This is a genomic window from Pseudomonas fluorescens, from assembly GCF_001307275.1.
Lineage (GTDB): Bacteria > Pseudomonadota > Gammaproteobacteria > Pseudomonadales > Pseudomonadaceae > Aquipseudomonas > Aquipseudomonas fluorescens_AA.
The window spans coordinates 2191260-2209915 of record NZ_CP012831.1; the positions used below are offsets into that span (position 1 = coordinate 2191260).

The 18656-nt window shown below is 61.9% G+C and carries 12 protein-coding genes; 7 read left to right on the forward strand and 5 right to left on the reverse strand.

The annotated features are described in order from the left end of the window. Positions 1 to 6: 6 nt before the first annotated feature. The 3 genes from AO356_RS09690 to AO356_RS09700 form a co-directional block, all read right to left on the reverse strand. Positions 7 to 1389, reverse strand: a complete 1383-nt coding sequence (locus AO356_RS09690; RefSeq protein WP_060739596.1) for a DUF3999 domain-containing protein — start codon at positions 1387 to 1389, stop codon at positions 7 to 9. Then, the gene (locus AO356_RS09695; RefSeq protein WP_060739597.1) at positions 1386 to 5009 is read right to left on the reverse strand and encodes a DUF2339 domain-containing protein; all 3624 of its coding nucleotides are present in this window, start codon (positions 5007 to 5009) and stop codon (positions 1386 to 1388) included. Before AO356_RS09695 ends, AO356_RS09690 begins: the two co-directional genes overlap by 4 nt. Before the next feature lie 289 nt (positions 5010 to 5298). Then, positions 5299 to 7749 (reverse strand): glycogen/starch/alpha-glucan phosphorylase, encoded by a 2451-nt coding sequence (locus AO356_RS09700; RefSeq protein ID WP_060739598.1) that lies wholly within the window; start codon positions 7747 to 7749, stop codon positions 5299 to 5301. Positions 7750 to 8001: 252 nt separating this feature from the next. On the opposite strand from AO356_RS09700, the gene AO356_RS09705 reads away from it, so the two are divergent. Continuing rightward, entirely contained in the window at positions 8002 to 8439 is a 438-nt protein-coding gene (locus tag AO356_RS09705) for a YkgJ family cysteine cluster protein (RefSeq protein ID WP_025211360.1), read from the forward strand. A 226-nt stretch (positions 8440 to 8665) separates the two neighbouring features. Here AO356_RS09705 and typA read toward each other — a convergent pair whose 3' ends face one another. Both typA and thiI read right to left on the reverse strand, forming a co-directional pair. Then, positions 8666 to 10486 (reverse strand): translational GTPase TypA, encoded by a 1821-nt coding sequence (gene typA / locus AO356_RS09710; protein WP_003186725.1) that lies wholly within the window; start codon positions 10484 to 10486, stop codon positions 8666 to 8668. A gap of 138 nt (positions 10487 to 10624) precedes the next feature. Then, positions 10625 to 12079 (reverse strand): tRNA uracil 4-sulfurtransferase ThiI, encoded by a 1455-nt coding sequence (gene thiI / locus AO356_RS09715; RefSeq protein ID WP_060739599.1) that lies wholly within the window; start codon positions 12077 to 12079, stop codon positions 10625 to 10627. Between the two features lie 328 nt (positions 12080 to 12407). On the opposite strand from thiI, the gene glnA reads away from it, so the two are divergent. From glnA to ntrC, 6 genes are all read left to right on the forward strand, one after another. Further along, positions 12408 to 13814 carry a type I glutamate--ammonia ligase gene (gene glnA, locus AO356_RS09720; RefSeq protein ID WP_014336114.1) on the forward strand — a complete coding sequence of 469 codons (1407 nt, stop codon included), beginning with the start codon at positions 12408 to 12410 and terminating at the stop codon, positions 13812 to 13814. Positions 13815 to 13934: 120 nt separating this feature from the next. Continuing rightward, positions 13935 to 14498 (forward strand): chorismate mutase, encoded by a 564-nt coding sequence (locus tag AO356_RS09725; protein WP_060739600.1) that lies wholly within the window; start codon positions 13935 to 13937, stop codon positions 14496 to 14498. Positions 14499 to 14688: 190 nt separating this feature from the next. Continuing rightward, entirely contained in the window at positions 14689 to 15207 is a 519-nt protein-coding gene (locus tag AO356_RS09730) for a DUF4124 domain-containing protein (protein ID WP_060739601.1), read from the forward strand. Continuing rightward, complete coding sequence (locus AO356_RS09735; RefSeq protein WP_060739602.1) at positions 15204 to 15827, forward strand: DUF4124 domain-containing protein; 624 nt, start codon at positions 15204 to 15206, stop codon at positions 15825 to 15827. The genes AO356_RS09730 and AO356_RS09735 overlap by 4 nt, the downstream gene beginning before the upstream one ends. Positions 15828 to 16080: 253 nt before the next feature. Continuing rightward, complete coding sequence (glnL, locus tag AO356_RS09740) at positions 16081 to 17166, forward strand: nitrogen regulation protein NR(II) (protein WP_053117539.1); 1086 nt, start codon at positions 16081 to 16083, stop codon at positions 17164 to 17166. Further along, positions 17163 to 18599 carry a nitrogen regulation protein NR(I) gene (gene ntrC / locus AO356_RS09745; RefSeq protein WP_060739603.1) on the forward strand — a complete coding sequence of 479 codons (1437 nt, stop codon included), beginning with the start codon at positions 17163 to 17165 and terminating at the stop codon, positions 18597 to 18599. Before glnL ends, ntrC begins: the two co-directional genes overlap by 4 nt. Positions 18600 to 18656 lie beyond the last annotated feature (57 nt).

Below are 18656 nucleotides of genomic sequence, written 5' to 3' on the forward strand. Positions count from 1 at the left end.
CGCACCTCAGCTCTTGACCGGCGGCTTGCGAAGCAGGCTGAACGCCATCGCCGCGAGGAACAGCACGCTCAGCAGCAACACCGCCCACAGGCCGATTTTCTTCCAGTTGGTATCGACCGTCGCAGGCGCGGTGGCGGTTGCAGGGGTCGCAGCCGGCGTCGACATGGCCGCGCCGTTCACCGTCGCCGTCCCCAGCGTCGCCAGGCGCGACGGTTTGTAATCAGGCACCAGCGTGCTCAATGGCAAGCTGGCCGCTTTGACTGTCGCGCTGCCCAGCGCCAGGCGGTAAGGCCCTTCGCCCCGCGCCAGGAACACCACCTGGGTCGGGCGTACGGCAAAGCGCAGGGCCGGGGCTTCGGTTCCCAAGCCACCACCACGCTCGTCCACGGTCAGTTTCAACTGCTGCACGGTCTGGCCGGACAGTTGCAATTGGTTTTGCACCACATCCTGGCCGTTCTGGGTCAGGCGATAGAGCAAGCCACTGCCCATTGGCTGCCACGGATGGCTGCTTTCACGGCGACCGGCCAGGGTCACCGGCGCCAGGCTGTTGGCCTGGCTCAGTTCGACCTGCACTTGTTCGATGTTCAGCCCCATGGGCAACTGCCAGGTGTACTCACCGGCCTTCGTCGTGCTGCCGGCCAACGGTTGCGACCAGACCAGCGGCAACGGCAGGCTTTCGCGGCTGGCGCTGTGCAGTTGGGCCGAGGTCAGCACCGGCGCGGAGGACGGCGAATCCCACAGCAACCGCAGATAGCGCGCCGGCTGCCCCGGCAGGTTCACTTCATGCTGCTCGACCCGCTCATCGGCAAAGGTCAAGCGCGCCACCTGACCTTCGCCCCACGACTGCCAGTGCTGCAAGTCGTCACTGGCTTCGATGGTGAACCGCTGGAAGCCGTCGCGCTCGCTGGTCCAGTCAAGGATCAACTGCTGCAACGGCGCCTTGATCGCGCTGGCATCCAACAACCAGCCACGCAACTCCTCCTCCCCGGCTTCGAGCCGGCTGGAAGGCTGGACTTCCACCAAGGTGCCGTTGGCGTTCGATTGCACCCGCACACTGGGCGCGCGCTCGTTGTCATCGGCGGCGTTGTACAGCGGGAACCACTTCACGTCGGTGAGGGTGCGGTTTTCCCGGCTCTGGGCCGACTCGCGCACCAAGGCATAGGCCTGGGCCTGCCCGGCGGCGTTGAAGACGCGCAGGTCGCTCAGGTCGGTCTGCCGCGCCTGCAACTGCACATCCAGTGGCAACGGCAGGCGATACCACGGCCCTTCGCCGCTCAGGGCCAACGGCACTTGATGGGCGAAATCCGCCGGTTGCTCCTGGGCCGTAGCCGACAACGCCACCCACAATCCGACCACGCCCAGCCCGATCCGATTCAACTTGCGACTCAAGATGACACTCCCTCACTGACAGGCATAGGCGGCTCATCCTGGGCGACCGTCTCCGGGCGCTTGGGCGGCAGCGGCGCGAAGTAGCCCACCACCAATAGCAATACACCCACGCCGATGAACGACACGATCCGCGCCAGACCGCCACGGTTACTCAATTCGACAAAGAACAGCTTGGCCACGACCACGGCGATCAACGCCGCACCGATCAGCCACACTTCACGGCGATGGCGCAGATGCCCACCGATCATCAGGCCCAGGGCGATCAAGGTCCAGACAATGGACAACCCGGCCTGCACGAACATCGACTCGAGCAGCGCGTCCAGCTCGTATGGCACCCCCATCCACTGGTGGGCCGTGCGCATCACCAGGGCGGTGAAGAACGCGAACAGCGACACACCGGCGATCAACTGGGCGATGTGCCCGACGCGATTCCAGCCATTCGTCGATTGCTCCACGGCGTTGCGAGCCCACACATAGATACCGAACAAGGCGAACAGCAGGCCCAGCTCCAAGGGGTTGAGCAACGGCACATAAGGCAGTGGCTCTGAGTTGCCATCGCTGAAGGTGTTGGTCAGCCAGAACCAACCGAGCATCAACAGCGCCATGGGCGCCGCCGCATAGACACGATATTCCCGTGGTTGTGCCGAAACCGGCCATGGCAAGGTACGCGGCGTGGCCATCAGCACCAGATAAAGACCTGGCAGGATCGCCCAGGCCAACCAGCGCCAGGCGTTGTACTGCTCGGACAGCAACAGCAGGCCGTAACGCAACTCCAGCATCAACACCGCCATCAGCAACCAGCACCCGAGTACGTGGGCCGTACTGCGCGCCCGGGCCGGCAGCACCGGCGCCAAGCGCTTGAGCGAGAGGAAATGCACGGCGAATACCGCCAGCCAGGCCAGCCAGCCAAAGTCCGCCGCCGGGTGGTAGCGGCTATCCCACGCTGCGACAAGCACACAGCCCGCCGCCGGGATCAACAGGGTGCACAGCAGCCCCAGTGCTGGCCATTTCAACCGCAGCGACAAAACGCTCCACACCGCCACGCTGATGGCCGCGACCAACAACAGCAAGCTGCCTTGCAGGTTCGCCGGGGCAAAACGCAGCACTTCGCTGACCCACGCCAGCGCCCACCAACCCGCACCCCAGATCAGCAACAGCTCGGACAGGCGCTGCAAGCTCAAGGCGTCCAGCTCCTGCGCCGCGTGCGCCCGTTGCAGGCGCCATGCGCCCACCAGCGCTGCCAGCCCCAGGACCAGCGGCGTCCAGAACCCACTGTGGGCCAGGGGTCGCAGGTCCTCGGCATTGAGCGGCCCCAACAGTACTGGCCCCGCCATCAGGAACGACGCGCCGCCGAGCAGTTGCAACAGCAGACCGAAGACAAAGCTCACGCGCTGTTTCAGGTACAGGCTCAGCCAGATGATCAACAGCCCGCTGGCCGCCCACACACCGCTCGCGGTTTGCCAGGGCAGGACGAACAGCACCGCGAGGTTGATCAGCACCAGCCCCGCCAGCAGCACCACCGACAAGCCGCGCAGCAACCGGACATCGTTGCGCACCATGTCGTCGCGCGCCGCCAGCAACATGCCGCCGATCAACGCCAGACCGATCAGGGAAGCACTGAGCAAACCGCTCCAGCCCGCGCTGAACACCGCCGCCGAATCGCCCTCGGCGCCTTGCAGGCGCAACAGGAACAGGGCGCCGCCGAGCAATTGCACCGCGAACGCGGTGAACAGGAAACTGCGCGATTGCAGGCGCAGGCCAACAAACAACGTCGCCAATCCGGCCAGGGCCCAGGCGATGGCCGTGCCGTGGGTGAAGAAGAACAACGGTGCCAGCAGATAGAGGAAACTCAAGCCCAGCACCGCCAGCACCGGCAGGCCTTGGCGCTCCCAAGCCGCCGTGTGTTCAGGGGCTGCCTTGCGCAGTTGGTAGAACGTGAACAGTAAAGCGCCGCCGAGCATCAACGCCCCCAACGGTGAGCCGTCGAGCAGGCTGCTTTCGCCAGATCGCAATTCGCTGAGGAAGGCCAGCGCCGACCCCAATTGCAGCAGCAAAGCAAAGGCTCGTGCGAAAGGTCGTTGCTGACGCAGGCCCAGCCAGAAAATCCCCGCGCCCTCCACGGCCCAGGCCGCGGCGGTCCAACGGGCGTCGAGCCCCAAGGGAATCGCCAGGCTGGAAAAGATCACCCCCAGGGCCAGGCAGGTTTCCGCCAACAACAAGGCGCGGCCGCCCATCAATAGCCGCGCCAGGCCCATGTAGATCATGCCCAGGGCCAGGGCGCTGAAGGCAGCGGCGAACTCCAGGTGCTGCACCAACGCGAACTGCAAGCCGAAGCCCACCAGCGGCGGGGCGAACAGCATCGTGCCGTCGACGTAATCGCCCTTGCGCGCCGACCAGCGCAACAACGCGTCGCGGCTGCCCTCTTCGGGGGCGTCGTTCATTTCCAGCAGCTTGCGGCGGGTGAACAGCAAGCCGATCGCCAGGTAGATGAGGAAGAACAGAATCAGGAACGGCTCGGTGCTCCAGAGCAGTTCTGGCGTGTAGGAACGCAGGCCCCAGGCGAAACCGATGCCGAAGGTGCCGACAAAACCGATCAGGTTGAGCAGGCGCCAGGCCTTGAACCAGGCTATCGCGAGAATGCCGGCATTGAGCAGGATGAAATAGCTGAACAGCGCGACGTGGTTGCCGCTGCCGGTAGAAGTCAGGATCGGCGCGGCGAACCCGCCCAGTGCCGCCGCCGCAGCCAGGCCCAGGGCATTCTGGGTAACCGCCAGGATCGCCGAGAACACCGTCACCGCCACCAGCAAGCCCAGGGCCGCCTTGGAATCGAGCAACGGATGCAGGCGCATGGCGGCGAACACCGTCAGGTACAACACGGCGATCCCGGTGCCCTGGAGCATCAGCGCATAACTGTTGTTGCGCTGGCGCAACCACCAGCCCAGGCCCAACAGGCCCAGCGCACTGGCTGCGACGCCGGCGTAACGCAATTCGATCGGCACCACCATGCCTTCGGTGGCATAGCGCAGCAGGAACGCCAGGCCGAGGAACAACAACACCACGCCGACCCGCAGCACCGTATTGCCGCCGAACAACCAGTTGCGCGCACCGATAATGGCGCGGTCGAACAGATTCGGACCACGTGGGGCCGCCGGCTCCGCCACCATCGGCTCGAGGGGCAGGGGGGCAAAATCGCGCTCGGCACGCCGACTGGACGTCTCTGGCGCGGGTTTCCAAATGTCATCGGGCAACGGCTGGCTGGCCTGGGTGGCCATCGCGGGTGCGGGTTCGAGGTCTGACGGTAGTTCCCAGACGAGCTCCGGTTCGGTGCGCCTCGCGGGCTTCGCGGCCTGGGGCACGACAACCTCGGGCACAGGGGCCGGATCACTCGGTTCGGCCACCTTGCCGCGTTCGAGTACCGCCAGGCGGCCCTCCAATGTGAGCAAGCTCTGCTGGGCCTCTTGCAACAAGATCTGTTGCTTGGCCGCCTGGACACCCAGGCGACCCAATCGAAACGCCTGGGCGATGCCAAGCCCCACCAGTGCGCCTATCAGCGCATCGGCGAACGACTCGTCCACCACCCAGCCGAGTGCCAGGCCCAACAACGTCAAGATCCATTGCATGGTTGATATCCCTAAGCGGCCCGTTGCGGGCATGACCGGGGTGATGCGATGCCTGGATCAGTCTAGTGGAACCCCAAACCCTGTGGGAGCGAGCTTGCTCGCGATAGCGGCATGACAGACACCTTAAGGTTGACTGATACACCGCTATCGCGAGCAAGCTCGCTCCCACGTTGGAATGTTGGCGCTGCCAATTGCTGAGTCCGGCCACACAGCCCGGCGAAACTGGCGCCTAGTATATCGACGAAGCCCAACCGCCGTTGGGCTTCGCTCACATTTCTTGCAGCAAATACTACTCCAGGGCTTTCCAGATATCGGTGGCGTATTCACGGATGGTCCGGTCCGAGGAGAACCAGCCCATGCGCGCGGTGTTGAGCACCGCCGAACGCCACCATTGCTTGGAGTCATGCCAACGCTCTTCGACCTTGGCCTGGGCGTTCCAGTACGAGTCGAAGTCGGCACAGACCAGGAAGCGGTCGTAGTCCACCAGCGAGTCGACAAGCCCGGCGTAGCGCATCGGATCATCCGGCGAGAACACCCCGCCCCGTATCGCCTGCAATACATCGTTCAGGCGATGGGAGGCGGCGATGTCCGGCGCAGCGCTGAACTCACCGTTTTGCTTGCGCGCTTCCACTTGCTCAGCCGTCAGGCCGAAAATGAACATGTGCTCGCCACCGACGCGCTCATGCATCTCCACGTTGGCGCCGTCCATGGTACCGATGGTCAGTGCGCCGTTGAGGCCGAACTTCATGTTGCTAGTGCCCGACGCTTCGAAGCCGGCCGTGGAAATCTGCTCCGACAGGTCCGCCGCCGGAATGATGCTTTCGGCCAGGCTGACGTTGTAGTTGGGCAGGAACACCACTTTGAGCAGACCGCGCACGGTCGGGTCGTTGTTCACCACTCGGGCGATGTCGTTGGTCAGCTTGATGATCAGCTTGGCCTGGTGGTAACTGGCGGCGGCCTTGCCGGCGAAGATCTTCACCCGCGGCACCCAGTCCACTTCCGGCTCGGCACGGATCGCCTGGTACAGCGCCACGGTGTGCATCAGGTTGAGCAACTGGCGCTTGTATTCGTGGATCCGCTTGACCTGCACGTCGAACATCGCGGCTGGGTTGACGGCAATGCCCAGTCGCTCGTGGATCAGGTAAGCCAGGGCTTTCTTGCTGTGCAGGCGCTGCTCGGCGAACTGCTTGCGAAACGCCGGCTTGTCGGCAAACGGTTCCAGTTCGATCAGGCGCTCCTCGGGATTGTCGAGCACGCTCGGGCCGAGGGCGTCGACCATCATCGAGGTCAATTCGGCGTTGGCCTGGAACAACCAGCGGCGGAAGGTGATGCCGTTGGTCTTGTTGTTGATCCGGTCCGGATAGAGTTTGTGCAGCTCGGAGAACACCGTGCTGCGCATCAGTTGGGTGTGCAACCCGGACACGCCGTTGACGCTGTGGGAACCGAGGAACGCCAGGTTGCCCATGCGCACCCGGCGACCGTTGTCCTCTTCGATCAGCGAAACCGAGCGCAGCACGTCGAAATCGTGCACGCCTTTGGCCCGCAGCGAATCGATGTGCTGGGCGTTGATCAGGTAGATGATCTGCATGTGCCGGGGCAACATGCGCTCCATCAGCCCCACCGGCCAGGTCTCCAGGGCTTCGGGCAGCAGTGTGTGGTTGGTGTAGGACAGCGTGTCCTGGGTGATCTGCCAGGCCGCATCCCAGGCCACGTCATAGACATCCACCAGTTGCCGCATCAGTTCGGCCACGGCGATGGACGGGTGCGTGTCGTTGAGCTGGATCGCCGCATGGTCGCCCAGGGTCAGCACCGAGGTGTGCATGTTGCGATGGCGCCGCAGCAAGTCCTGCAACGAGGCGGCGACAAAGAAATACTCCTGGCGCAGGCGCAGTTCCTGGCCGGCTTCGGTGCTGTCGGCCGGATAGAGCACGCGGGAAATACTTTCGGCCCGGGCCACTTCCGCCACCGCGCCCAAGTGGTCGCCGGCATTGAAGCGTTCCAGGTGCAGGTCTTCCATGGCCCGGGCGCGCCACAGCCGCAGGGTGTTGACGCTGGCACCGCGCCAACCCACCACCGGCGTGTCGTAGGCGATGGCCCGCACGGTTTCGGCCGGGGACCAGACTTGCCGGGTCTTGCCGGCCTCATCGGTCACGGTCTCGACGCTGCCGCCAAAGCCGATCGGGTAGACCACCTCCGGCCGCTCGAACTCCCACGGGTTGCCGAAGTCCAGCCAATGCTCGGTCTGCTCCTGCTGCCAGCCATCGACAATCGCCTGGCGGAACAAGCCGTGCTCATAGCGAATGCCGTAGCCATGGCCAGCGATGCCCAGTGTGGACATGCTTTCCATGAAGCACGCCGCCAGGCGGCCAAGACCACCGTTGCCCAGCGCCGCATCGGGTTCGAGCAGGCGGATGCGCTCCAGGTCCACGCCCAGCTCGGTCAGGGCCTCGCGCGCGGTGTCCAGCAGGCCAAGGTTGCTCAGGCTGTCGTAGAGCAAGCGGCCGATGAGGAATTCCAGGGAGAGGTAATAGACGCGCTTCTGGCCCTTGCGGTAGATCTGCCGCGTGTGGTCCATCCAGTGTTCGACCATGTGGTCGCGGGCGGCCAGGGCAATGGCTTCGAACCAATCGTGATCAAACGCATGATCCGGGTCCTTGCCGACGGCGTAAGTGAGCTTGGTCAACACAGCGTCGCGAAATGCAGCGACTTCAGCTTCGCGAACAAGTGGTTCTTGAGTCATTGATGAGACCTCGAACGAGCATGGAATTGTCTGAGCCTAGTCGGTCTGACAGACGGCACAGGCTCTGGTTCGGTGGTTTTTCCCTGTGACGGAGAATCGTCGTCAGAGAATTGCCGGATAAGCGAATGAATGCAGGGGCCGTGCCGGTCCGGGAGCGGTTTGTCCCGAATGAAAAAAAACCGGCAGATGGTCGTTCAAAATTTCACCAGTCCCGGTATGATCGCGCGCCCTGATGCATGCTGGTAAACCGTGATGATGAAGCCCAACCTGATCGCCGCCGCGGAGATCGACCGACTCGATACCTGGGCCAAGTACTCCGCCCCGATGTGCGGTTCCTGCGTGTCGAGCTGCTGCACACTGCCGGTGGAAGCCAAGATCAAGGACCTGATCCGCATCGGCATCGTCGATGAGTTCGAACTGGGCGACCCGCCGAAGAACATCGCCAAGCGCCTGCAAAAGGAAGGGATCGTCGAGCGCTACAACCAGAAGTCGGAAATTTTCACGCTCCAGCGCATGAGCAACAACGATTGCCTTTATCTGGACCGCAAGAGCCGGTTGTGCACCATTTACGAGAAGCGCCCGGACACCTGCCGCAACCATCCGCGGATTGGGCCACGGCCGGGGTATTGTGCCTACAAGCCCAAGGAAGTGGAGCGCGAGCGGAATCCGCGGACGTTGGACAAATTCTGATCGACTGCGGGTTCAGCGGTGCCTGAGCCGACGCCATCGCGAGCAAGCTCGCTCCCACAGGGGATTCCTGTCGGACACAACATCTGTACCCACTGCAAATCCACTGTGGGAGCGAGCTTGCTCGCGATGGGGCCCTGACAAGCACCGCACAAATCCCAGGCATAAAAAAACGCCCCTGATCTCACAATCAGGGGCGTTTTTTTTCAGCCGCTAACTAAGTCGAAACTCAGTTGCCGCTTTTCTTGGCAGCGCGGGTACGCTCGCTTTCGCCAAGGATTTTCTTACGCAGGCGAATCGACTTCGGCGTCACTTCGCACAGTTCGTCTTCTTGTACGAACTCCAGCGCTTGCTCCAGGGTGAACTTGACCGGCGGAACCAGGGCGATGGTTTCGTCCTTGCCCGAAGCACGCATGTTGTCGAGCTTCTTGCCTTTGGTCGGGTTCACGCCCAGGTCGTTGTCGCGGCTGTTCAGGCCGACGATTTGACCTTCGTAGATATCCTGGCCGTGCTCGACGAACAGCTTGCCGCGCGCTTGCAGGGTTTCCAGCGAGTAGGTCAGGGCCTTGCCGGTCGCAACCGATACCAGCACGCCGTTCTGACGGCCGGACATGTCGCCGGACTTCATCACGTCGTAACGATCGAAGATCGAGGTCAGGATGCCGCCACCGGAGGTCAGGGTCAGGAACTCGTTACGGAAACCGATCAGGCCACGGGCCGGGATGTTGTACTCAAGGCGCACACGGCCCTTGCCATCCGGAACCATGTTGGTCAGGTCGCCTTTACGCAGGCCCATTTGCTCCATGATCGCGCCCTGGGATTCTTCCGGCAGGTCGATGGTCACGTTTTCGTACGGTTCGTGCTTGACGCCATCAACCATGCGGATGATCACTTCAGGACGACCCACGCCCATTTCGAAGCCTTCGCGACGCATGGTTTCGATCAGTACCGAGAGGTGCAGCTCACCACGGCCGGACACTTTGAACTTGTCGGCCGAGTCGCCTTCTTCAACGCGCAGGGCAACGTTGTAGAGCAGCTCTTTGTCCAGGCGTTCCTTGATGTTACGGCTGGTCACGAACTTGCCTTCTTTACCGCAGAATGGCGAGTCGTTGACCTGGAAGGTCATGGAAACGGTTGGCTCGTCGACGGTCAACGGCTTCATCGCTTCGACGTTCAGTGGGTCGCACAGGGTGTCGGAGATGAACAGTTGCTCGAAGCCGCTGATGCAGACGATGTCGCCGGCCGCAGCTTCTTCGACGTCGATGCGGTGCAGGCCGTGGTGACCCATCAGCTTGAGGATACGACCGTTGCGCTTCTTGCCGTCGGCGTCGATGGCAACCACCGGGGTGTTCGGCTTGATGCGACCACGGGCGATACGGCCAACACCGATCACACCCAGGAAGCTGTTGTAGTCCAGTGCCGAGATCTGCATCTGGAACGGACCGTCACGGTCGACTTTCGGCGCTGGTACGTCGTCGACGATCGACTGGTACAGCGGGGTCATGTCTTCAGCCATGGCAGTGTGGTCCAGACCGGCAATGCCGTTCAGGGCCGAGGCGTAGACGACTTTGAAGTCCAGCTGTTCTTCGGTGGCACCCAGGTTGTCGAACAGGTCGAAGATCTGGTCCAGAACCCAGTCCGGACGCGCGCCTGGACGGTCAACCTTGTTGATGACCACGATCGGACGCAGGCCGGCTTCGAAGGCCTTCTTGGTCACGAAACGGGTTTGCGGCATAGGGCCGTCCTGAGCGTCAACCAGCAGCAGCACGGAGTCGACCATCGACATCACGCGCTCTACTTCACCACCGAAGTCGGCGTGGCCCGGGGTGTCCACGATGTTGATGTGGTAGCCGTTCCAGTTGATGGCGGTGTTTTTCGCCAGGATGGTAATACCGCGCTCTTTTTCCTGGTCGTTGGAGTCCATCACGCGCTCGTCGTTGAGCTCGTTGCGCTCCAGGGTGCCGGATTGACGCAAGAGTTTGTCTACCAGGGTGGTCTTACCATGGTCAACGTGAGCAATGATGGCGATGTTGCGTAGATTTTCGATCACTTGTGTATCTCGATCAGAGGATTCGGTGTGCTGACAGGTCGTGGCAGCGATTTACGTTGAGTCCGACAAAGCCGTTACAGCCTGTCGGCGGCGTCGGGGGGCCGGTGACGCAGGCCACAGGCAAACAGCCCCGGGCACTTAGCTCGGTCGATAAACGCGCACATTGGCATGCCCCTCACTGAGCAAATGGTGGGCATGCAGGCGACTCATCACGCCTTTGTCGCAATACAGCAGGTACTGGCGAGTAGGGTCCAGTTCCTTGAAACGCGCGTTCACGGCATAGAACGGCATCGTTTTTACCTCGATGCCGGCGACACTCAGCGGGTCGTCTTCAGCGTCATCCGGGTGGCGGATGTCGATGATGATCTGACCGGCCAGCGCTTCGCCGACTTCTTCAATCTTGATGTCCTGGCCCAATTCGTCGATAACGCGATCGATCGGCACCAGCCTGGCGTTTTCGAGCGCTCGCTCGAGTACCGCCATGTCGAATTCTTTCTCTTCGTGCTCCACCCGCCCGCGCTTGGCCGCCGTCTTCGGATTGACCGAGATGACGCCACAGTATTCCGGCATGTGCCGGGCAAACTCGGCGGTGCCGATTTCGTTGGCCTGGTCGATGATGTCCTGCTTGTGGCTGGCGATCAGTGGACGCAAGACCAGCTTCTCGGTCACGCAGTCGATCACCGACAGGTTCGGCAACGTCTGGCTCGACACCTGGGAGATCGCCTCGCCGGTCACCAGCGCATCGATTTGCAGGCGGTCGGCAATTCGTGAAGCGGCGCGCAACATCATACGCTTCAAAATGACGCCCATATGACTGTTATCGACTTTGCCGAGAATCTCGCCCAGGACTTCCTCGAACGGCACACTCACAAATAACACGCGTTGGGAGCTGCCGTACTTCTTCCAGATGAAGTGCGCCACTTCCATCACGCCCAGTTCATGGGCACGCCCGCCGAGGTTGAAGAAGCAGAAATGGCTCATCAACCCGCGACGCATGATCTGATAGGCGGCCACCGTGGAGTCGAAGCCACCGGACATCAGCACCAGGGTCTGCTCCAGCGAACCCAGCGGATAACCGCCGATGCTGTTGTGCTGGCTGTGGATCACGAACAGCCGCTGGTCGCGAATTTCGATGCGCACTTCGATTTCCGGGTCTTTCAGCGAAATACCGGCCGCGCCACATTGCCGGCGCAACTGGCTGCCGACGAACTTCTCCACATCCATCGAACTGAATGCGTGCTTGCCGGCGCGCTTGCAACGCACCGAAAAGATCTTGCCGGCCAGTGCGTCACCATAATGAAGCATGCACTTGGCGAGGATGTCGTCGAAATCCCCCAGCGGGTATTCATCGACTTGCAAAAAATGCGCGATGCCCGGCATGCAACTCAGGCGCTCGGTCATTTCCTTCAGCAGCTTGGGTTCGCTGACACGGGTTTCCAGTTCGAGGTTGTCCCACACGCCATTCACCACCACGGCCGGATCCAGGTCTCGGAGCACGGCACGGATGTTCTTGGCCAACTGGCGGATGAAACGCATCCGTACCGGGCGGCTCTTGATGGTGATCTCGGGGAAGACTTTTACGATTAGTTTCATGAAAACAGCGCGCGAACGGCCAGCCGAAAAAGGGGGGCGCGGATTATAGCGGAAATTGCTCAAGGTTTAACCAGTTAATGTGCAGATGGTTTTGCACGCACCAAAACAGGTCATTATCGATTGACGACGCCACATTGCAGTGCGTTATTGTCGGACAATCTTTGATTTACGCCTTTAAAAGCGTGGATTTGGTGCAAAAAACCCATGCTGGGGCACTGGCATGCAATTTGCTCCCTTGTGAGGCAGGTTGCCTTGGCAGAGTATTCGCGCCGGCATCACCCATATCTAAGGGCACTCCACTACCCGCCCGAAGCCACCCGGAGGACATATGTCGAAGTCGGTTCAACTCATCAAAGATCATGACGTCAAGTGGATTGATCTGCGCTTCACTGACACCAAAGGTACTCAACATCACGTGACCATGCCGGCCCGTGATGCGCTGGACGACGAATTCTTTGAAATCGGGAAAATGTTCGACGGCTCCTCCATCTCTGGCTGGAAAGGCATCGAAGCCTCCGACATGATCCTGATGCCGGACGACGAAACCGCCGTCCTGGACCCGTTCACCGAAGAGCCGACCCTGATCCTGGTCTGCGACATCATCGAACCTTCGACCATGCAAGGCTATGACCGCGACCCACGCGCCATCGCCCACCGCGCCGAGGAATACCTGAAGTCCACCGGCATCGGCGACACCGCTTTCTTCGGTCCTGAGCCTGAGTTCTTCATCTTCGACTCGGTCAAGTTCAAGTCCGACATCTCCGGCTCCATGTTCAAGATCTTCTCCGAACAAGGTTCGTGGATGTCCGACCAGGACGTGGAAGGCGGCAACAAAGGTCACCGTCCAGGCATCAAAGGCGGTTACTTCCCGGTTCCACCGTTCGACTTCGACCACGAAATCCGTACCTCCATGTGCAACGCACTGGAAGAAATGGGCCAGACCGTCGAAGTTCACCACCACGAAGTGGCGACTGCCGGCCAGAACGAAATCGGCGTGAAATTCAACACGCTGGTCAAGAAGGCTGACGAAGTACAGACCCTCAAGTACTGCGTACACAACGTTGCTGACGCCTACGGCCGCACCGCGACCTTCATGCCGAAGCCGCTGTACGGCGACAACGGTTCGGGCATGCACGTTCACATGTCGATCTCCAAGGACGGCAAGAACACCTTCGCAGGCGAAGGCTATGCCGGCCTGTCGGACACTGCCCTGTACTTCATCGGCGGTATCATCAAGCACGGTAAGGCCCTGAACGGCTTCACCAACCCGTCGACCAACTCCTACAAGCGTCTGGTACCAGGCTTCGAAGCACCGGTCATGCTGGCCTACTCGGCTCGCAACCGTTCCGCCTCGATCCGTATTCCTTACGTGAACAGCCCTAAAGCCCGCCGTATCGAAGCACGCTTCCCGGATCCGGCTGCCAACCCGTACCTGGCCTTCGCTGCACTGATGATGGCCGGCCTGGACGGTATCCAGAACAAGATCCACCCTGGCGATGCCGCTGACAAAAACCTGTATGACCTGCCGCCTGAAGAGGCCAAGGAAATCCCACAGGTGTGTGGCAGCTTGAAAGAAGCCCTGGAAGAGCTGGACAAGGGCCGTGCGTTCCTGACCAAAGGCGGCGTATTCAGCGATGACTTCATCGACGCTTACATCGCACTGAAAAGCGAAGAAGAAATCAAGGTTCGCACCTTCGTACACCCACTGGAATATGAGCTGTACTACAGCTGCTGATCCGGTAGCGCCGCCACGCACGGCGTGAAATAAAGAAAGGCCTCCTTCGGGAGGCCTTTTTTATGGGCGCCGGTTACGTGCATGATGCCCCGTCGCTCCCCCTAGAAGACGAGACTGCCCATGACTTTGCGCTTCAAGCTCTGCCTTGCCCTGTCTGCCGCGCTGCTGGCCTCCACCGCCGCAGCCGCCTCGACTCCCGCCCCAGAAGCCCTGACCCCGTTGCTTAACGCCATTGGCGAGCGCCTGGCCATCGCCGATCAAGTGGCGCTGAGTAAATGGGACAGTGGCAAACCCGTAGAGGACCGTCAGCGCGAGCGTGAAGTCATCGCCGCCGCCGTTGCCCAGGCACCGGCCTACAAACTGAGCAACGAAACCGTGGAAGCGTTTTTTGCCGCCCAGATAGAAGCCAACAAAATGGTGCAGTACATCAACTTGTCCGACTGGGCCCTGGACGGCAAGGCCCCGGACCTCCCGCGCCCGGACCTGGTGGGGCAGATCCGCCCGCAGCTCGACCGCCTGCAGAAACGCCTGCTGCAACAACTGGCCGACTTCGCCCCCTATCGCACCGACCCGCAGTGCCCGCAATGGCTGGCCCACGCCACCCACCACGACAAGCAACACCCGGTGCACCGGCTCGCCCTGATCCGAGCAACCGCAGAGCTGTGTATCTCCACAAAAGCCTAAGCCCCCCCCTGTGGGAGCGAGCTTGCTCGCGATGAGGCCAGCACATTCAACACCTCAGTGCCTGACACTCCGCCATCGCGAGCAAGCTTGCTCCCACAGGGCAGGTCATGGCCCAACACACAACAACTTGGGCCAACCCTCCCCCCTGACCTATGCTGCAACTCAACACTTTCAGTTTTCGGTCGATTTTATGGGGCGCGGTTTTTCAATCATCCTGTTGTTGCTGCTGGCACTGCCCGCCGCCGCGCAGATCTACAAGTACATCGACGCCGAGGGCAATACCGCCTACAGCAACCAGCCGCCCCAAGGCGTCCCGGCCCAGACGGTGGAGTTGCCGCCGCTCAACAGCATCGAACGCCAGTCTCCGGCCAGCCCGGGCACACCGACGCCTCCCGCCAACAGCGAAAAGCCGCGCGATGCCTACGAAATCCTGGAACTGACCGACATCCCCACCGACGAGGCCCTGCGCGCCAACAACGGCACCTTCACCGTTGGCGTACACGCTCAACCGCGCCTGCGCAGCCCGCATCTGTTCCGGTTGCTGCTGGACGGGCAGCCCTACGGCCAACCAAGCAACGTGCCGCGCCTGCAATTGGTGAATATCGACCGAGGCGAGCACAGCCTGACGGTTCAAGTCATCGACGGCGACAACCTCGTGCAGCAAAGCGAAACCGTCACTTTCACCGTGCAACGGGTGCACCAGCCATGATCCGCTGGCTGCTCACGCTGGGCCTGGCGCTGACGGCGATGCCCGGCGTGGCGCAGGTCTATACCTACATCGATGCCCAGGGCAATCGCGTATTCACCGATCAGCCGCGCCCCGGCAACGCAAAGAAAGTCCAACTGCCACCCGGCAACCGGATGCCGGCGCCGCCCACGGGCACAGCCTCGGCGCCCGCGACCGAAGCCCGGCCCGAACCGTTGTTTCATTACGAAATGCTCAGGCTGTTGATTCCCGAGCCGGACGCGACGATACGCAGCACCGCAGGCGAATTGATCGTCAGTGTCACCAGCGAGCCGGGCCTGAAAAAAGGCCACCGCTACCGCCTGTTGCTCGACGGCAAACCAACGGGCGCGCCGGGACCGAGCCCGGTATTCGCCTTGAGCGACATCGATCGAGGCACCCATCACCTGGCGGTCGAAATCCTCGACGAGCAGGACCGTATCGTCGAACGCACCGCCAACCAGCCCTTCCACATGCAACGCATATCCCTTGCGCAGAAGCGCCGCATCAAGCCCTGTGCCACAGCCGATTACGGTCAACGCCCGGAGTGCCCCCTCGCCGAAAAACCTGAAGAAGAAAAAAGCAGCATCTTGCCGTTTTTTTAACACCGCCCAGGCTGCCGCACTATATTGGTGCAATAGCTTGCACACTACTCAGTCCAAAAACCCATTTTGGTTCGAAAGTACCCGGAAAAGCTGGCAGAACGCCACGCAAGCGAGCGAAAAACACCCTTTTGAGGCTCTAAACGCTTCTTTTCGGAGCCTTGGTTTGGTTTTTGCATTTTCCTTGTGACAGCGCATTAATCGCGCGCGCAATTTGGGACCGGTCCCGAGTTGCTACGCTCCAAAAGAGGTCCTGATGACCATTAGCGACGCACTACACCGCTTGCTGCTCGACAACCTCACCACCGCGACCATCCTGCTCGACGCCGAACTGCGCCTCGAGTACATGAACCCGGCGGCGGAGATGCTCCTGGCTGTCAGCGGCCAGCGCAGCCACGGGCAGTTCATCAGCGAGTTGTTCACCGAATCCGCCGAAGCGCTCAACTCCCTGCGCCAAGCGGTGGAGCAGGCTCACCCGTTCACCAAGCGCGAGGCGATGCTCACCGCCCTGACCGGCCAGACCCTGACCGTGGATTATGCGGTCACGCCGATCCTGAACAACGGCGCCACCTTGTTGCTGCTGGAAGTCCACCCGCGTGATCGCTTGCTGCGCATCACCAAGGAGGAAGCGCAGTTGTCCAAGCAGGAAACCAGCAAGATGCTGGTGCGGGGCCTGGCCCACGAGATCAAGAACCCTCTCGGCGGAATACGTGGCGCGGCACAGTTGCTTGCCCGTGAACTGCCGGAAGAAAGCCTCAAGGACTACACCAACGTCATCATCGAGGAAGCCGACCGCCTGCGGAACCTGGTGGACCGCATGCTCGGTTCGAACAAGCTGCCATCCCTGGCGATGTGCAACGTCCATGAAGTGCTGGAGCGCGTCAGCAGCCTGGTGGAAGCGGAAAGCCAGGGCTGCATCACTTTGGTGCGCGACTATGACCCGAGCATTCCCGACGTCTTGATCGACCGCGAGCAGATGATCCAGGCGGTGCTGAACATCGTGCGCAACGCGATGCAGGCCATCAGCAGCCAGAACGAACTGCGCCTGGGTCGCATCAGCCTGCGCACCCGCGCCATGCGCCAGTTCACCATCGGCCACGTGCGCCATCGCCTGGTGACCAAGATCGAAATCATCGACAACGGTCCGGGCATCCCTGCCGAACTGCAGGAAACCATCTTTTTTCCCATGGTCAGCGGCCGTCCGGACGGTACCGGGCTGGGCCTGGCCATTACCCAGAACATCATCAGTCAGCATCAGGGCTTGATCGAATGTGAGAGCCACCCCGGCCACACCACTTTCTCGATCTTCCTGCCACTGGAACAAGGAGCCACATCGACATGAGCCGTAGTGAAACCGTGTGGATCGTCGATGACGACCGTTCTATCCGTTGGGTCCTGGAAAAAGCCTTGCAACAGGAAGGCATGACCACCCAGAGCTTCGACAGCGCCGATGGGGTGATGAGTCGCCTGGCGCGTCAGCAACCGGACGTCATCATCTCCGACATCCGCATGCCCGGGGCCAGCGGCCTGGACCTGCTGGCGCGGATTCGCGAACAGCACCCGCGTCTGCCGGTGATCATCATGACCGCCCATTCCGACCTGGACAGCGCCGTGGCGTCCTACCAGGGCGGCGCTTTCGAATACCTGCCCAAGCCATTTGACGTCGACGAAGCCGTATCGCTGGTCAAGCGCGCCAACCAGCACGCCCAGGAACAACAAGGCATGGAAGAGGTGCCGGCCCTGGCCCGCACCCCGGAAATCATCGGCGAAGCGCCGGCGATGCAGGAAGTGTTTCGCGCCATCGGGCGCTTGAGCCACTCCAACATCACTGTGCTGATCAATGGCGAGTCGGGCACCGGCAAGGAACTGGTGGCCCACGCCCTGCACCGCCACAGCCCACGCGCGGCGTCGCCGTTCATCGCGCTGAACATGGCGGCGATTCCCAAGGACTTGATGGAGTCCGAGCTGTTCGGCCACGAAAAAGGCGCCTTCACCGGCGCGGCCAACCTGCGGCGCGGGCGCTTCGAGCAAGCCGACGGCGGCACGTTGTTCCTCGATGAAATCGGCGACATGCCGGCCGACACCCAGACCCGCTTGCTGCGCGTGCTGGCCGATGGCGAGTTCTATCGGGTCGGCGGCCATACACCGGTGAAGGTGGACGTGCGCATCATCGCCGCGACCCACCAGAACCTGGAAACCCTGGTTCACGCCGGCAAATTCCGTGAGGACTTGTTCCACCGCCTGAACGTCATCCGCATTCATATCCCGCGCCTGGCGGATCGTCGCGAAGACATCCCGACCCTGGCCCGGCACTTCCTCAGCCGCGCGGCCCAGGAACTGGCGGTCGAGCCCAAGCTGCTCAAGAGCGAAACCGAGGAATACCTCAAGAACCTGCCGTGGCCGGGCAACGTGCGCCAGTTGGAGAACACCTGCCGCTGGATCACGGTGATGGCTTCAGGTCGCGAAGTGCACATCAGCGACCTGCCGCCGGAACTGCTGAGCCTGCCGCAGGATTCGGCCCCCGTGACCAACTGGGAGCAAGCCCTGCGCCAGTGGGCCGATCAGGCCCTGGCCCGCGGTCAGTCGAGCCTGTTGGACAGCGCGGTACCGGCCTTCGAGCGGATCATGATCGAAACCGCCCTCAAGCACACCGCCGGCCGCCGCCGCGATGCCGCCGTGCTGCTGGGCTGGGGCCGCAATACCTTGACCCGCAAGATCAAGGAATTGGGGATGAAAGTCGACGGTGGGGATGATGATGACGGGGATGAGGGCTGATCGGTCTTTAGCCCTTCGCTGAATTTGAAGGCCCAATCGCGAGCAAGCTGAACTGGT

What these genes read in the sequence shown, in the direction of transcription:
- AO356_RS09735 (WP_060739602.1), top strand. Translation starts at nt 15,204, where the DNA reads ATGATCCGCTGGCTGCTCACGCTGGGCCTGGCGCTGACGGCGATGCCC.
- AO356_RS09730 (WP_060739601.1), top strand. Translation starts at nt 14,689, where the DNA reads ATGGGGCGCGGTTTTTCAATCATCCTGTTGTTGCTGCTGGCACTGCCC.
- AO356_RS09695 (WP_060739597.1), bottom strand. Translation starts at nt 5,009, where the DNA reads ATGCAATGGATCTTGACGTTGTTGGGCCTGGCACTCGGCTGGGTGGTG.
- AO356_RS09725 (WP_060739600.1), top strand. Translation starts at nt 13,935, where the DNA reads ATGACTTTGCGCTTCAAGCTCTGCCTTGCCCTGTCTGCCGCGCTGCTG.
- AO356_RS09705 (WP_025211360.1), top strand. Translation starts at nt 8,002, where the DNA reads ATGATGAAGCCCAACCTGATCGCCGCCGCGGAGATCGACCGACTCGAT.
- thiI (WP_060739599.1), bottom strand. Translation starts at nt 12,079, where the DNA reads ATGAAACTAATCGTAAAAGTCTTCCCCGAGATCACCATCAAGAGCCGC.
- ntrC (WP_060739603.1), top strand. Translation starts at nt 17,163, where the DNA reads ATGAGCCGTAGTGAAACCGTGTGGATCGTCGATGACGACCGTTCTATC.
- glnL (WP_053117539.1), top strand. Translation starts at nt 16,081, where the DNA reads ATGACCATTAGCGACGCACTACACCGCTTGCTGCTCGACAACCTCACC.
- glnA (WP_014336114.1), top strand. Translation starts at nt 12,408, where the DNA reads ATGTCGAAGTCGGTTCAACTCATCAAAGATCATGACGTCAAGTGGATT.
- AO356_RS09700 (WP_060739598.1), bottom strand. Translation starts at nt 7,749, where the DNA reads ATGACTCAAGAACCACTTGTTCGCGAAGCTGAAGTCGCTGCATTTCGC.